12 protein-coding genes are annotated in these 14,959 nt (G+C 67.1%); 2 read left to right on the top strand and 10 right to left on the bottom strand.

The window, feature by feature from the left end; translation table 11 throughout:
• The first annotated feature begins 3 nt into the window (after positions 1–3).
• A complete protein-coding gene (gene pgi / locus MHZ91_RS01005) occupies positions 4–1,551 on the top strand; it encodes a glucose-6-phosphate isomerase (RefSeq protein ID WP_239211559.1) in 1,548 nt (515 codons plus the stop codon).
• Here pgi and MHZ91_RS01000 read toward each other — a convergent pair.
• The 10 genes from MHZ91_RS01000 to coq7 all read right to left on the bottom strand — a co-directional run bounded on the left by MHZ91_RS01000 (position 1,541) and on the right by coq7 (position 14,381).
• Positions 1,541–2,674, bottom strand: coding sequence for a glycosyltransferase family 4 protein (locus MHZ91_RS01000; RefSeq protein ID WP_239211533.1), 1,134 nt, complete (start codon positions 2,672–2,674; stop codon positions 1,541–1,543). The genes pgi and MHZ91_RS01000 overlap by 11 nt on opposite strands.
• Complete coding sequence (locus MHZ91_RS00995) at positions 2,671–3,828, bottom strand: glycosyltransferase (protein WP_175137795.1); 1,158 nt, start codon at positions 3,826–3,828, stop codon at positions 2,671–2,673. Before MHZ91_RS00995 ends, MHZ91_RS01000 begins: the two co-directional genes overlap by 4 nt.
• Positions 3,825–4,940 carry a glycosyltransferase family 4 protein gene (locus tag MHZ91_RS00990; RefSeq protein ID WP_175137796.1) on the bottom strand — a complete coding sequence of 372 codons (1,116 nt, stop codon included), beginning with the start codon at positions 4,938–4,940 and terminating at the stop codon, positions 3,825–3,827. Before MHZ91_RS00990 ends, MHZ91_RS00995 begins: the two co-directional genes overlap by 4 nt.
• 3 nt (positions 4,941–4,943) lie before the next feature.
• On the bottom strand, positions 4,944–6,875 hold the full coding sequence (asnB, locus tag MHZ91_RS00985; RefSeq protein WP_239211531.1) for an asparagine synthase (glutamine-hydrolyzing): 1,932 nt from the start codon (positions 6,873–6,875) through the stop codon (positions 4,944–4,946).
• A 44-nt stretch (positions 6,876–6,919) separates the two neighbouring features.
• On the bottom strand, positions 6,920–8,062 hold the full coding sequence (locus MHZ91_RS00980) for a glycosyltransferase family 4 protein (RefSeq protein WP_175122513.1): 1,143 nt from the start codon (positions 8,060–8,062) through the stop codon (positions 6,920–6,922).
• Entirely contained in the window at positions 8,063–9,412 is a 1,350-nt protein-coding gene (gene murJ / locus MHZ91_RS00975) for a murein biosynthesis integral membrane protein MurJ (RefSeq protein WP_175122512.1), read from the bottom strand.
• Complete coding sequence (locus MHZ91_RS00970; protein ID WP_175122511.1) at positions 9,409–10,434, bottom strand: SDR family oxidoreductase; 1,026 nt, start codon at positions 10,432–10,434, stop codon at positions 9,409–9,411. The genes murJ and MHZ91_RS00970 overlap by 4 nt, the downstream gene beginning before the upstream one ends.
• Positions 10,435–10,446: 12 nt before the next feature.
• Positions 10,447–11,724 (bottom strand): Vi polysaccharide biosynthesis UDP-N-acetylglucosamine C-6 dehydrogenase TviB, encoded by a 1,278-nt coding sequence (gene tviB / locus MHZ91_RS00965; RefSeq protein ID WP_239211504.1) that lies wholly within the window; start codon positions 11,722–11,724, stop codon positions 10,447–10,449.
• 93 nt (positions 11,725–11,817) lie between these two features.
• The gene (locus MHZ91_RS00960) at positions 11,818–12,924 is read right to left on the bottom strand and encodes a glycosyltransferase (protein ID WP_175122509.1); all 1,107 of its coding nucleotides are present in this window, start codon (positions 12,922–12,924) and stop codon (positions 11,818–11,820) included.
• Positions 12,925–13,703: 779 nt separating this feature from the next.
• Positions 13,704–14,381: a 2-polyprenyl-3-methyl-6-methoxy-1,4-benzoquinone monooxygenase gene (gene coq7, locus MHZ91_RS00955; protein WP_175122508.1), complete on the bottom strand. Its 678-nt coding sequence runs from the start codon at positions 14,379–14,381 to the stop codon at positions 13,704–13,706.
• Positions 14,382–14,504: 123 nt separating this feature from the next.
• On the opposite strand from coq7, the gene MHZ91_RS00950 reads away from it, so the two are divergent.
• Positions 14,505–14,948, top strand: coding sequence for an OsmC family protein (locus MHZ91_RS00950; RefSeq protein ID WP_239211502.1), 444 nt, complete (start codon positions 14,505–14,507; stop codon positions 14,946–14,948).
• The last annotated feature ends 11 nt before the right edge of the window (positions 14,949–14,959 follow it).

The following is a 14,959-nucleotide window of genomic DNA, read 5'->3' as shown; positions in this document are numbered from 1 at the left end:
CCCATGTCGTTAGCCAACAGCCCCGCGTGGCAGCAGTTCATCGCCGCAACACGTACGGCATCCCGGGACGGCCAGAAGCTGCGCCTCATCAATGCGCCCGGGCTGCGCCTGGATCTGAGTGCCCAGGCGCAGTCGCCCGACCTGCTGGCGGCCTCGCAGGCGCTGCTGGTGCAGCAGGACTTCGAGGCCAGCCGCGCGCGGCTGTTTGACGGCGGCCAGGCCAACTGGACGGAAGGACGCGCCGCCTGGCACACCGCCCTGCGCGCGGCCGAGCCGCCCGCCATGGTGGCCAAGGCGGTGCTGGCCGAGCGCGAACGCATGCGCGAGTTCGTGCGGGCGGCCGACGCGGCGGGCCGATACAGCGGCGTGCTGCATCTGGGCATTGGCGGCAGCGACTGGGGTCCGCGCCTGGTCACCCGTGCCCTGCGCCACGAGGGCGTGCGGCGCGAAGTGCGCTTCGCCTCCAACGTGGATTCGCACTCGGTCGCCGATGCGATGAGCCGCCTGGATCCGCACAACACGCTGGTCATCGTCGCGTCCAAATCGTTCACCACGACCGAACCGCTGGCCAACGCCGAAGTGGCGATGAACTGGCTGCGCGACGCCGGCGTCGCCGACCCCATCAAGCAAGTCGTCGCGATCACCTGCAATGTCGAGGCGGCACTCAACCTGGGCATCCTGCCCGATCACATCTTCCAGATCTGGGACTGGGTGGGCGGTCGCTATTCGCTGTGGTCCGCCATCGGCCTGCCGGTCGCGCTGGCGCTCGGCAACGACACCTTTGACCAGCTGCTGGCGGGCGCAGCGGCCATGGACGACCATTTCCGCACCGCGCCGCTGGCCGAGAACGCCCCCGTGCAGATGGCGCTGGCCGGCGTGGCCAACCGCAGCGTGCTGGGCTACGACTCGCTGGTCATCACCCCATACGATTCGCGGCTGTATCACATCGTGCCGTGGGCCCAGCAGCTTGAAATGGAATCGCTGGGCAAGGTCGCGACCGCCGACGGCAGCCCCGCTGGCGTGGCGACCGGCCCCGCGGTGTGGGGCATGTCGGGCACCGATTGCCAGCACACGTTCTTCCAATGGCTGCATCAGGACACGACGGGCGCGCCCGTGGATTTCATCCTGTGCGAGCAGCCCGACCATGCCTATGCCCGGCACCACGAGCTGCTGGTCGCCAACTGCCTGGCGCAGCGCTCGGCGCTCCTGCGCGGCAAGACCTTTGAAGAAGCCCTGGCGGAAACCTCCGCCACGGAACGCGACCCGGCGCGTGCGCGCCTGCTGGCGCAGCACCGCGTGCATCCGGGGGGCCGGCCATCGTCGCTGATCGTGCTGCCGCGCCTCGAAGCCTTCACGCTGGGCGCGCTGCTGGCGCTGTACGAGCACAAGGTGTTCACGCAGGGCGTGATCTGGGGCATCAACCCGTTCGATCAGTGGGGCGTGGAGTTCGGCAAGGTATTGGCCAAGAACATCATGCGCGAGCTGGACGCGCCCCAACCCAGCCAGCAGGATCCGTCCACGCGGTTCTGGATCGACGCGATCAGGCGCTGAGCGCGTCGTACAGCGCGACGTGGATGCGAGCGACCTGGTTGATGTCGAACTCGCGCTCCGCCAGCACCCTGCCCGCCGTGCCCATCGCCTGACGCAACGCCGCGTCTTGCGCAAGGCGCGCAATGGCGTCAGCCAGCGCCGCGGCGTCGCGCACCGGCACCAGGAGGCCGGTCACGTTGGGTTCGATGGCATCGCGGCAGCCCGGCACGTCGGTCGTCACGACCGCCCGGCCGCAGGCCGCGGCCTCGATCAATGACTTCGGCAGACCTTCGCGGTAGGACGGCAGCACCGCGATGTGCGCGGCCGCGTACAGCGCCGCCACATCCGAACGCTCGCCCAGCGCCTGCACGCAGCCGTCCTGCTGCCAGGCATCGACGTCGGCCTGCGTGGCGGACGTCGGATTGCCAGCGTCCAGGCCGCCCACCAGTTGCATCGTCACCGGCACGCCGCGTTCACGCAGCAGTTTGGCCGCCTGCACGAACTCCTGCACGCCCTTGTCGCGCAGCAGGCGCGCCACCGTCGTGACGACGACGGGCGGCGCGGGCGGCTCCGGGGTGGACCGATAGGCGTCGAGATCCACGCCCGCGCCGCGGATGATGACCACCTGGTCCTCGCGCACGGCGCCCAGCGACTTGAGCAGGTCACGATCGTTGGCGTTCTGGAAGATCACGCGGCTGTTCGGATGGCCCAGCGCGACACGGTACAGGCGCGCCACCACGGCGCGCACCAGCCGCATCTTCAGCGAGTTCGACAGGAACACGAATCCCAATCCGGAGATCGCCGCCACCATGCCGGGCACCCGCGCAATCCGCGCGGCGATGCCGCCGTACAGCACGGGCTTGATGGTGACCAGATGCACTACATCGGGACGCAGCCGGCGGAACAGGCGCACCAGCGCCAGCAGCGTGCCCAGTTCCTGCAGCGGATGCTTGCCGCTGCGCGTCATGGGAATCGCGTGATGGGTCATGCCCAGCGCCTGGATGTCAGCCACCGCCGGACCGTCCATCGTCGCGACGTGGACGTCGTAGCCTGCCTTCTGCGCGGCCAGGGCGACCGGCACGCGGTGCGACATGAAGAACGCCGGATTGTTGACGACAAACAGCAGGCAGCGTCCGGCGCTCATGCTTGGACTCCAGAAATACGGCGCCAGACGGCGATGTAGCTTTGCACCATGCGTGCAAGATCAAAGTGTTCCAGGACGCGCGCGCGACCAGCCTCGCCCGCGCGCTCGCGGCCGCGCGCGGCCACATCGCCCAGCGCGGATTCGATGCCGCGGGCGAGGGCCTCGGCCTGCTCGGGCGGCACCACCACGCCGGTGTCGCCGACGATGTAGGCGGCATCGCCCACGTCGGTCACCACGCAATACACGCCGCACGCCATGGCTTCGGCCACCACGTTCGGAAAGCCTTCGGCGCAGCTCGACAGCACGTGCACATCCAGGCCGTTCATGACGGCGGGCACGTCGTCGCTGGGACCGTTGAGCACCACGCGGTCGCGCAGGTCCAGCTTGTCGAGCAAGGCGCCCAGCTGCGCGTTGCCTTCGGTCATGTCGCGGCCGATCAGCGCGCAGCGCAACCCCGCGTCGCGTCCATCGCGCACCAGCGCGGCCACGGCGCGCAGCAGGTTGGCGTGGTCCTTGAGCGGATCCCACCGCGCCACGCAGCCGATCACGGGAGCGTCTTCGGACAGTCCCCATGCGGCGCGAACGCGCGAGCGCGCCTGCGGATCCGGCGCGTAGCGCGACAGGTCATAGCCGTTGGCGATCACGACCATGCGGTCGCGGCGGTAGCCTTTTTCGGCGTGGCGCTCGGCCGCGTTCTGCGCCGCGCAGACGATCGCGCGCGGCACGCTGCCCGACAGCATCGCGCACGCGCGCAGCACCAGCCGCGCCGACCGGCTGCTGCGCTCAAGGTGCGCGCCGGAATTGCGGATGCCCCACGCAATGGCGCGAACGCCTGCCAGGCGGGCGGCCAGGCCGCCAATCAGGTCGGCGTGATACATCCAGGTTTGAACGGCATCGGGACGGTTCGTGGCGATCAGGCGGCGCAGCGCCAGGAAGCCGCCCAGGCTGACGCGGCCGCGCTTCATGCCCAGGGCATGCACCGCAACGCCCGCCGCGCGCAGGCGCTCGCCATACAAACCTTCATCGGTCAGCGACACGACCGTGTGCTCGACGTCCGCGTCCGGCCAGGTCGCCAGGCGCGTCAGCACCGATTCGGCGCCGCCCTGGCCCAGCCCCGTGATGACATGCAGAATGCGCAGCGGCCGGGTGCTCATCGCCCCTCCCGCACCGCTTCGAACAGTTCATCCCATTCGGTCAGCACGCTGGACAGCGCATAACGCTGGCGCACGGCGGCGGCGGCGCGCGCGCCCAACTGCTCGCGCAACGACACATCGCCCATCAGACGATGCAGCGCATCGGTCATCGCGACCCGGTCGCCCGCCGGCACCAGCAGCGCATCCTGGCCGTCTCGCGTCATCTCGCGCGGACCGCTGGGGCAATCGAACGCCACGCAGGGCAAGCCCAGCGACATCGCTTCCAGCAACACATTGGGAAAGCCCTCGACCAGCGAACTGAGCACAAAGGCCTGGCCGCGCGCCAGTTCTTCCCACGGCGCTTCGGTGCGCCCCGGCAAACTGACGCGCGATTGCAGGCGCAGACGCGCCACCTGCTGCTGCAGCGCCTCGCGCTCGGGGCCTTCGCCCCAGATGCGCAGGTTCCAGTCGGGAAATTCCGGCGCAAGCTGCGCAAAGATGTCGATCAGAAGGTTGAACTGCTTGTCCGGCACCAGCCGCCCCATCGCGATCAGTTCGCGCGGGCCGGCCTCGTGACGCTGCTGCACCAGCGGCGCATCCAGCAGCGGCGCGGGCAGCGGATTCGGGATGACGGCCAGCCGCCGGATGCCGGGCACCTGGCGCGCGAACGGACCGGCGGTGTCTTCCGCCTGCACCGTCACCATGTCGGCGCGCGGGTACAGCACGCGGCGCAGCTTGCGCCAGACGGTTCCCGTGGTGGTTTCAGCGACCGGATTGGTGCGCTCGCAGACGATGAGCGGCACGTTCAGGCCGCGCGTGGCCAGAATGGCGGCCACGTTGACGTTGGTCAGGAAAGACACCACCACGTCGGGCCGCGAATCGCGAATGTGCTTGCGCAGGGCCAGCAGCCGCTTGAAGGCCGCCATCCCGCCCGACACCCGGGTGCCGGCCAGATCGGCCAGCCACGACAACTGGACCTTGTCCGACAGGGGATAAAAGCAGGTGCCCTTGGATGAGTAGGTGGGCGTCAGGATGACGGTGTCGCCGCGCTCTGACCATGCGTTGACCAGGGTCGCCGCGACGCGTTCCGCGCCGCCGGCGTGCATGGAGCTGACCAGCATCAGTATTTTCATTCGTCAACGGTCCTCAATCGGTCCCCCTTGGTCCATTCCCGCGCGGTAGCGATCCAGCCAGGCCTGCATCATCAGCACGCCCCACAGATGGCTGTCCCAATTGCGATGCCCCGACGTGTGCTCACGCCATTTGCGCAGGATGGGTTCGGGTTCGAACCAGCCCTCCTGACGCAGGCGTGCCGGATCCAGCAGCGCATCGGCCCATTCGCGCAACGGACCGCGCAGCCACGCGGCCAGCGGCACGGCGAAGCCGCGCTTGGGGCGGTCGACCAGCGCCTGCGGCACGTGGCGATGCAGCACCTGCCGCAGCAGCCACTTGCCGGTGTTGCCGCGCACCTTGTACTGGTGCGGCAGGCTCCAGGCGAATTCATAGACACGGTGGTCGATCAGCGGCACGCGGGTTTCCAGGCTGACGGCCATTGCGGCGCGGTCTACCTTGACCAGGATGTCGTCGGGCAGGTAGGTCACCGTGTCGAGCTTCATCATCGACTCGAAGAACGATCCCTGCATGGCGCTTTCGAACACCGACTGGGGTTCGACGCCGCCCTTCACGACGCTGGCCGGGTCCGACCAGTACGACACGAACCCGCGGTAGAACTCGCCGCGCGTGTCGGCGCGCAGCAGTTCGCCCAGCTTGCCGACCTTGCCGCGCCATGCGCCGCGGCCGGGCAGATGGGTGGACGCGCTGAGCATCGCGCCGGCCGGCTTGCGCAGCAGCCCGGGCACGCGCTCGAACTGGCGCCACCAGTTGTCCACGCGGAAGTAGCGCGAATAGCCGCCGAACAGTTCGTCGCCGCCGTCGCCCGACAAGGCCACCGTCACGTGCTGGCGCGCCATGCGCGTGACCAGCGACGTGGGGATCTGCGACGAGTCGGCAAAGGGTTCGTCGTACATGTCGGCCAGCGTGGGCACGACCGCCAGCGCGTCGTCCGCGGTGACGTAGAGTTCGGTGTGATCGGTGCCCAGGTGCGTGGCCACGGCCTTGGCGTGCTGCGCCTCGTCGTAGCCCTTCTCGTGAAAACCGATGGCAAACGTGCGCACCGGCTGCGAGCTTTGCGCCTGCATCAGCGCCACGATGGTCGACGAATCGATGCCGCCGGACAGGAACGCGCCCAGGCTGACGTCGGACAGCATCTGGCCGCCCACGGCTTTGGACAGCACCTTTTCCAGCGCGTCGGTGGCTTGCGCATCAGAGTCGAACGAGAGCCGGGCGCTCGACGCCGCATCCGCGGCCTCGCGCGCGGACCAGTACACCCGCGGCTCCGGCATGCGGCGGTTGCGCGCGTCGTCGGCCGAGAATTCGATCCACGTGCCGGGCGGCAGCTTGGCGATGCCTTCGTAGATGGATTGCGGCGCGGGAATGTAGTTGTGCCGCATGAACGACGCCAGCGCGTTGCGGTTCAGGTTGCGCCCAAAGCCCGGAATCGGCATCAGGCCCTTGAGTTCCGACGCAAACACCAGCTCCGAATTGGAATAGCCGTAGTACAGCGGCTTTTCGCCCATGCGGTCGCGCGCCAGCACGAGCTTGCGCGAGGCCTTGTCCCACAACGCGATGGCGAACATGCCGACCGAGGCTTGCAGCGTGGCCTCGATGCCCAGCGCGGTAAAGCCGGCGAGGAGCGTCTCGGTGTCCGAATGCCCGCGCCACGCCGGCGCCAGCGCCGATTCCTCGAGCTGCTTGCGGATGTCCAGGTGGTTGTAGACCTCGCCGTTGAACACCATGACGTAGCGGCCGCAGGCGGACGTCATCGGCTGATGGCCCGCTTCGGTCAGGTCCAGGATCGCCAGGCGCACGTGCGCCAGCGCGATTCCCGCGTCGGCGTCTTCCCAGAATCCATTGCTGTCCGGCCCGCGGTGGCGGATGCGGCGGCAGCTATCGGCCAGCACCTGTGCCTTGTTCCCCAGGGGACCCCAAATTCCGACTATTCCACACATGATGTTGTTCTCGTGTTCACCGTGGCAACGGCGCGCGCGGGGCCCTAGCGGCCCGACGCCCGCACGCCGTCAAAAAGTTCCTGCCATTTCTGCAGCACGCGCACGGCCGAGAATCGGTCGCGCACGTCGGTGGCCGCCCGCGCCATGCGCGCGCGGCCCTTGTCATCGGCCATGACCGCGTCCAGCGCCTTGCACAGCGCCGGCACGTCGCCATTGGGCCGCACCAGCACGCCGTCGATGCCTTCGCGGACGATCTCGCGCGGGCCGGTATCGCAATCGAACGACACGGCCGCCAGGCCGCTGGCCATGGATTCGAGCAGGGTATTGGACAATCCTTCGAAGCGCGAGGTCAGTACATAAAGATCGGCGCTGTCGTACCAGTCGCCCACATTGCCGGCGCGTCCCGGCATCGAGACGCGCGATGCCAGGCCGGCCTCGCGCACCTGCGCTTCGAGCGCCTGGCGTTCGCTGCCTTCGCCCAGAATAACCAAGTCCCAGCCGGGATGCGACGGCGCCAGGTGCGCAAAGGCCTGGATCAGCAGATCAAAACCCTTGTCGCCATGCAGCCGGCCGACCGCCAGCAGACGCTTGCGGCCGTCTTGCGGCGCCGGCGTCAGGATGGGCTCGGCGCGCGGCAACGGAAAGTGGACGGGATTGGGAATGACCGCGAGCCGCGAGCCCGGCACATGCTGTTCGAGCCAGTCGGCGGTGCCGCGGGTCAAGGCGACGACGCGCGCGGCACGCGGATAAGTCAGCCGGCGCAGCCGCTGCCAGAAACCCGACAGGGTCTGCGACGGCGGATGGGTGTGTTCCGTGGCGATGACGCGGCAGTTCAGTCCCGCGCAGGCCAGCACGGACAGCACGGACGCCGTGGTCATCATGCCCAGCACGATGTCGGGCCGGAAAGATTTGACGACGCGGCGCAGTGCGCGCACGCGCTGCAGGTTGCTGAGGATGCCGCGCAGCCCGCCGCCCTCGCCCGCCGTGTGCAGGACTTCGCGCCGGACCTTGGGATGCAGCGCATAGACGTCGCCATCGGCGCTGGCCTGCGTGACCACCATGACCTCGCTGCCTTCGGCCGCCCAATGGGCGCTGAGGTCCGCGGCGACGCGCTCAGCGCCCCCGCCATGCAGGGAATGGATGAACAGCAACACGCGCGCCGGACGAGCGGAGTCGGCAACGGACATTCAATCGGTCCCCTTGGGTTCAGCCTTGCGCATCGCCACCACCAGGTAGCACGCGAAGGACAGCACATACATGAGGCTGGTGGCCAGCATGATGCCGGCCGCGCCCATGCGGGGCGCGAGCACGGTGTTCAGCACGGCCTTCAGCGCAAAATTGGCGACCGCAATGGCGGCCATGATGCGATATCGGTTCTGGCTGGCCAGCAGTTGCACCAGGATCAGCACGCCGAAGTAAAACGGCAGTTGCAGCAGCCCCCAGCGCAGCACGTGCGCGACGGCTTCGGTGTTTTCCGCGGTGAACGCGCCGCGCTGGAACAGCACCGACACGCCCCACGGCGCCAGCACCCAGCCCAGCGCCACGGCGGCGGCGCCCGCCACCACCATCAGCAGCGACCACTTGAGCGCCATGCTGCGCGCGCGCGCCGTATCGCCGCGGGCCTGCACGTCGGCCAGCACGGGCAGCGCGGCACGGCCCACCGACACGGCCCCGATGCCCAGCAGCAGCGACAGCAGCCGGCTGGCGTAGCCCAGCGTGGCGTTGGCATTGGCGCCCAGGTTGGCGGCGGCATATTGGTCCAGCGGGCCCACGAAGCTCATGGCGACCTGGCCGATCAGCATCACGCCGGCCGCGCTCATCAGCTCGGGCCAGTGCGGGGACTTCAGCGACAGGCGCGGCGCGCCCCAGAAACCGCCGTCGGCGCGCGCGGCCAGCCAGGCCAGCCAGACAGTCTGAATCGCGTAGCCGACGAGCGTGCCCCACAGCAGGGGTCCGACGCCCTCGGCGCTGACGGCCAGCATGACCCAAGCCAGCGTCGCCACGGCAGGCACGCTGTCCAGCAGCGTGTTGACGTGACGTTCCTGTGCGCGCAGCCGCGCCGCGCTGATGCCCGCGATCAGCAGCAAGGCCGACACGGGTGCGAAGGCGATAAGCAGGTCGCCCGTCATGGCGCGCACTTGCGCCGACAGGCCCTGCCCAAGCCGATCCACCACGTACGGCCAGGCAAACCACGTCAGCAAAGCGAGGGCGACGCCGGCGGCGGCGACCCAGCCCTGAAGCTCGCGGATGAAAAGTTCTTTCTCGGCCCCGCCGGTGCGCGCCAGGCGCACCAGCACCGGGATCAGCACCACCGACAGCACGCCCACGATCGTGACCGGCAGCCAGGTGCCCATGGTCATCGTGAACTGGTAGGCGTCGACGGCGTCGCTGACGCCGTAGCGGTACGCGACCGCCATCTCCTTGATGGCGCCGGCGGCCTTGCCCAGCAGCAGAAACACCGCCACCCGGAACGCGCCCTTGAAGATGCGCTGATGATCCGGGTGGATGTTGCCGAGTTTTCGGACGAGTGCTTTCAACGCAGGAATTGCGTGTACCAGGGCATGGCGACTTCCAGGCCTTGCAGCACCGTATGCGTGGGCGCGTAGCCCAGCAGGCGGCTGGCCTTGCCGATGTCGGCCTGCGAGTGGCGCACATCGCCCGCGCGGAAGTCACCGTAAACCGGCTGCTTGCCGTAGTCCACGCCCTGGTTGCCCAGGGCCTGCACCAGGAAGCTGAACAGCTGGTTCAGCGTGCTGCGGCCGCTGACGGCCACGTTGTAGACCTGGTTGCGGGCTTCGGGCGCGGCCAGCGCGCCCAGGATGTTGGCCTGCACCGCGTTTTCCACAAAGCAGAAGTCGCGGCTGGTCTCGCCGTCGCCATTGATGGTGACGTCCTTGCCCTGGATCATCGCGGCGGTCCACTTCGGAATCACGGCGGCGTAGGCGCCGTCCGGATCCTGCCGCTTGCCGAACACGTTGAAGTAGCGCAGGCCTACCGTCTCGAAGCCATACGAACGCGCAAAGACGTCGGCGTACAGTTCGTTGACGTACTTGGTCACGGCGTACGGCGACAGCGGCTTGCCGATGTTTTCCTCGACCTTGGGCAGCGCGGGATGATCGCCGTAGGTGGAGCTGGACGCCGCATAGACGAACGACTTCACCTTGGCGTCGCGCGCCGCCACCAGCATGTTCAGGAAACCGCCGATGTTGACGTCGTTGGTCGTGATGGGGTCGTTGAGCGAGCGCGGCACCGAACCCAGCGCGGCCTGGTGCAGCACATAGTCCACGCCTTCGGCCGCGCGGCGGCACGCGTCCAGGTCACGGATGTCGCCTTCGATGAAGGTGAAGCGCGACCATTGCTCCGGCGACACGGACGCCTGGACTTCGTCCAGGTTGCGCTGGTGACCGGTGGCGAAGTTGTCCAGGCCGGTGACGGACTGGCCGAGCTTGAGCAGGGTTTCCAGCAGGTTCGAACCGATGAAGCCGGCGCAGCCGGTCACCAGCCACTTGCGCGGCGAGGCGGCCAGTTCCTGGGTGACAGTTTCGAATCGTGTGGTCATGGCGAAATCCTTTTACAGACGCAGGTCGGATTCAGCGGGCGACAGCACGTACTTCAGGTCGTACAGGATGTGTTGCGGCTTGCCGAGCTTGCGGATGCCTTCGGCGCCCATGTCCTTGAACTGGTTGTGCGCCACGGCCAGGATCACGGCGTCGTACTTGCCTTCCTCGGGCTTGGCCACCGGGGTCAGGCCGTACTCGTGCATGGCTTCTTCGGTGTCGACCCACGGATCGTAGATGTCCACGTCGACGTTGTAGTCGCCCAGTTCGCGAACGATGTCCACGATGCGCGTGTTGCGCAGGTCGGGGCAGTTTTCCTTGAACGCCAGGCCCATCACCAGCACGCGGGCGCCTTGCACGTGGATGCGGCGCTTGGTCATGCACTTGACCAGCTGCGACACCACGTAGCTGCCCATGGAGTCATTCAGGCGGCGGCCCGCCAGGATGATCTCGGGGTGGTAGCCGATGGATTGCGCCTTGTGGGTCAGGTAGTAGGGGTCCACGCCGATGCAGTGGCCGCCGACCAGGCCCGGACGGAACGGCAGGAAGTTCCACTTGGTGCCGGCGGCCTGCAGCACGGCTTCGGTGTCGATGCCCATCTTGTTGAAGATCAGGGCCAGTTCGTTGATCAGTGCGATGTTCACGTCGCGCTGCGTGTTTTCGATCACCTTGGCGGCTTCGGCCACACGGATGCTGGACGCCTTGTGCGTGCCGGCGGTGATGATTTCCTTGTACAGCTGGTCGACCAGGGTGGCGACTTCCGGCGTGGAACCGGAGGTGACCTTCTTGATCGTGCTGACGCGGTGTTCCTTGTCGCCCGGGTTGATGCGCTCGGGGCTGTAGCCGGCGAAGAAGTCGACGTTGTACTTCAGGCCAGACACGCGCTCCAGGACGGGCACGCAGTCTTCTTCGGTGGCGCCGGGGTAGACGGTGGATTCATAGATGACGATATCGCCGCGCTTGAGCACCGCGCCGATCGTTTCGCTGGCCTTGACCAGCGGGGTCAGGTCCGGCTGCTTGTACTCGTCTATGGGGGTGGGCACGGTCACGATGAACACGTTGGCCTCGCCCAGTTCGGCGCGTTCGGCGGTGTAGCTCAACTGGCTGGCCTCGGCCAGCTCGGCGTCGCTGACTTCCAGCGTATGGTCGTGGCCCGCCTTCAGCGCGTCGACACGGCGCGTGTTGATGTCAAAGCCAATGACCGGGCGCTTCTTGCCGAACTCAACGGCCAGGGGCAGACCGACGTAGCCAAGGCCGACGACAGCGAGTTTCACATCCTGGATTCGCAACATAACTCTCCCTTCACCGTAGAACGTTTACGGCATTTTAAAGATGGTCTGGTGATGGATACCGAGCCCCCGGCGGAGATCGCCGGGGCACTCGAACTATTCGGTGGTTCGCAGCACGGACGGCAACAACAGCCAGCCCGGGCGGCGCCAGGAGACCAGGCGTGCATACAGCCAGATATAGACGCTGGCAAAGACAACCAGGCTGGCGCTCAGGGCCCAGGCGTTGTCCCACCAGATCGTGGCCGGCACCAGCCCGATCAGCGCCAGCACCCACATGTACGGGGACGCCAGCGCATTGCAAAGCGCGGGGACGGCGTGGCGCCGGCCGCGGCTGAAGGTCACCCGGACCAGCCGGCGGAACACGAGCTGGTGCAGGTGCAGCGCATCGGGCTGGTCAACCGGCACGCCGCGTTTGAAGCGGCGCCGCCAGATCGAGAAACCGGTTTCGAATACGGGGTAGAACAGGACCGCCAGGGCGTAGAACGGCGATACGGACGGGTTGCGCACGACCAGCAGCACGGCCAGTTCGGCCAGCATGAATCCCAGGAAGTACGCGCCGCCATCGCCCAGGAACACGCGTCCGAACGGGAAGTTCCACACCAGGAAGCCCAAGGTCGCCGACGCCAGCGCCGCGGCCACCAGGAAGATCGGCACATCGCCGACCTGCAGGGCAACGAGGCTGATCGACACCGCCATCAACGTGGCGACCATGCCGGCCAGGCCGTTCATGCCGTCAACGATATTCAGCGCATGGGTACAGCCACCCACCGCGAACATGGTGAACAGCAGCGACACGGGCCAGTACGACAGCACGTAATCCACAGGCGCCATGCCGACGCGGCTGACGCCGCCCAGCAGCCACCACGCAATGGCTGCAGATAGAAAGGCAGCCAGCAAACGCTTGCTGGCGCCGATGTCCTTGGTAATGTCTTCAAGCAGGCCGGCCACGAAAACGGGCAACGCCGCGACGAAGAGCGCGGGCCACAGCCAGGTCAGGGTCATGTTGCTGGGTCCGAGGACCAGCAGGCCAGCCAGCGTACCGGCAAGCACCGCCAGACCGCCGACACGGGGCGTCGCGCGGGAGTGATTGGCTTGGGGCTTGTTGAGGTCGCTATCGCCGGTGAAAGCGCCATGCCAGCGCTCGGACGCCACGATGAGTCCCCCCACCATGAACGCGACCACGCATATATACAGCCAGGTCACTGGATCACCTCTGGTTGGTCTATCGAGACAGGCCCGCCATTATCGGAGGCAGGTGTAACGCCCATATATGGGAGGGATAAGGAAGTGCAATTCCGAGGCACAGAACGTAACGCGCGCAGGCGGGTTATCCGTCCGCCGCGCATGTGACTGGAACGCGCTGGCGCGCGAGCGCCTGGCAGTGCTGGTTTCATGTGGGGGATTGTAGAGCGTTCCGCCTCTGGGCACGCGAAATATGCAAGGGAAAACGCGAAGGCCCCGAGGCCCCGCGCGGCGTTGCGCTGCGCGGTTTTTTGCCGACATCGCTTACAAATAGGGACGCAACGATTCGGGACAAAAAAAAGCCCGAGATCGTGAGATCTCGGGCTAAATCCACCAAAGGAGGAGGGTGGAGGAGACAACCGTGGCATGCTGGGAGCGGGACTTCAGCTCGCTGCGCTTCCGGGGTTTTCACCGCGCCGTCTGCGTTTCAACATCCAATGACTGAATAGTACCTACGTTTTTTGTGCGTTGCAAGATTTTTTTTGATCTATTTTCAGAGGCGTTTGCCGCGTTGCTTTTTTGCTGCAAAATTCGCGGCGCCCCTCTGGAAACCCGCGCCAGGCAATGCCCTGATCAAAAACGGGGTTTTTGCCGAAGGGGTTTTCCCCTTTCGGACTAACCCTGAACAATAGCGGGTATTCCCACCCTGGCCGCCGCACCAAAATGGTGCTTCACGCACCACGAGGCGGCCAAATTTGCGCATTGCAACATTTTTATCAGATGCGGTTTCAAGTGGCCGGTCAGATCCAATAGGCGGTGGTCGTCATCACCTTGGACATGGCGCGCATGGCCATTTTCACGGGTGCAGGGAGCGGCACGCCCCCGGCCTGCTCTGCGCTGGCGCGGTGCTGGGCCTCGTCGTCCTTCATCTTTTGCACGATCTGGCGCGAGCGTTCGTCCTGCACCGGCAAGGTGCGCAGGTGCTCGTCGAGATGGGCTTCGACCTGCTTTTCGGTTTCGGCCATGAAGCCCAGATTGCGCGGCACGCCGGCCACGCTGGCCATGACGCCCAGGGCGAACGAGCCCGCGTACCAGACCGGATTGAGCAGGCTGGGCCGGCTGCCCAATTCGTTCAGGCGCTCGTTGCACCACACCAAATGGTCGACTTCTTCGGTGGCGGCATTCAGCAGCAGCGCGCGCGGGCCGGGTTCCTTGCAGACCGACGCCTGGCCGCGGTACAGCGCCTGGGCGCAGACCTCGCCGACGTGGTTGACGCGCATAAGGCCCGCCGCGTGGCGTTTTTCTTGCACGGACAGGGTTTGCGGCGATTCCTGGGCGGTTGCGGGATAGGCGCGGCCGGCGCTGGCGTTGCCCGAAAGCACCCGCAGCGCACGGTCGGTTTCGGCCAGCAGGGCATCCAGGGGACCGTGGCGGCGGCGCAGGGAAACGGGGCCGGATTTGGACAACGTGGTGGACATGGCAACTCCTAGGCAAAGCGGACGCCCTGCACCCCTGATGCGGGGTGGGGTTCTCCTGCCCGGGATTGTACGCAACGGGTATCATCAGCCATTGACTGCGCTCAAGCTCAAGGACTCACTGAAATGGAATGCACGATCGACTGGGGCGGCCCGAGCGGCATGCTCTTTACCGCCAGCACGGGCAGCGGCCACGTGGCCGTGATGGACGGCGCCGTGGATGGCGGCGGCCACAACCTGGCGCCCCGCCCCATGGAAATGCTGCTGGCCGGCACGGGCGGCTGCACGGCCTATGACGTGGTGCTGATCCTCAAGCGCGGCCGCCACGCGGTCACGGGCTGCAGCGTCAAGCTGCAGGCCGAGCGCGCCGGCACCGACCCCAAGGTCTTCACGAAGATTCACTTCGCGTTCACCGTCACCGGCGCCAACCTGCCGCGCGCGGCCGTCGAACGCGCCGTGCAGCTTTCCCACGAGAAATACTGCTCGGCGTCGGCCATGCTGGAAAAGACCGCCGAAATGACGTTCTCCGTCGACATCGTCGACACGCAGGAAGCTGCCGCCCCCGCCTGAGCCGCTCGCGC

Origin of the sequence: Achromobacter sp. ACRQX, assembly GCF_022346505.1 — a bacterium.
Taxonomy (GTDB): Bacteria; Pseudomonadota; Gammaproteobacteria; order Burkholderiales; family Burkholderiaceae_B; genus Achromobacter; species Achromobacter animicus.
Note: the sequence above shows the minus strand (reverse complement) of the source record. Positions and strands in the feature narration are given on the sequence as shown.

Excerpts from the sequence above, each read along its gene's own strand:
- MHZ91_RS00995 (WP_175137795.1), bottom strand. The coding sequence starts at position 3,828 with ATGAGCACCCGGCCGCTGCGCATTCTGCATGTCATCACGGGGCTGGGC.
- asnB (WP_239211531.1), bottom strand. The coding sequence starts at position 6,875 with ATGTGTGGAATAGTCGGAATTTGGGGTCCCCTGGGGAACAAGGCACAG.
- coq7 (WP_175122508.1), bottom strand. The coding sequence starts at position 14,381 with ATGTCCACCACGTTGTCCAAATCCGGCCCCGTTTCCCTGCGCCGCCGC.
- tviB (WP_239211504.1), bottom strand. The coding sequence starts at position 11,724 with ATGTTGCGAATCCAGGATGTGAAACTCGCTGTCGTCGGCCTTGGCTAC.
- MHZ91_RS00980 (WP_175122513.1), bottom strand. The coding sequence starts at position 8,062 with ATGTCCGTTGCCGACTCCGCTCGTCCGGCGCGCGTGTTGCTGTTCATC.
- MHZ91_RS00970 (WP_175122511.1), bottom strand. The coding sequence starts at position 10,434 with ATGACCACACGATTCGAAACTGTCACCCAGGAACTGGCCGCCTCGCCG.
- MHZ91_RS01000 (WP_239211533.1), bottom strand. The coding sequence starts at position 2,674 with ATGAGCGCCGGACGCTGCCTGCTGTTTGTCGTCAACAATCCGGCGTTC.
- MHZ91_RS00990 (WP_175137796.1), bottom strand. The coding sequence starts at position 4,940 with ATGAAAATACTGATGCTGGTCAGCTCCATGCACGCCGGCGGCGCGGAA.
- pgi (WP_239211559.1), top strand. The coding sequence starts at position 4 with ATGTCGTTAGCCAACAGCCCCGCGTGGCAGCAGTTCATCGCCGCAACA.
- MHZ91_RS00950 (WP_239211502.1), top strand. The coding sequence starts at position 14,505 with ATGGAATGCACGATCGACTGGGGCGGCCCGAGCGGCATGCTCTTTACC.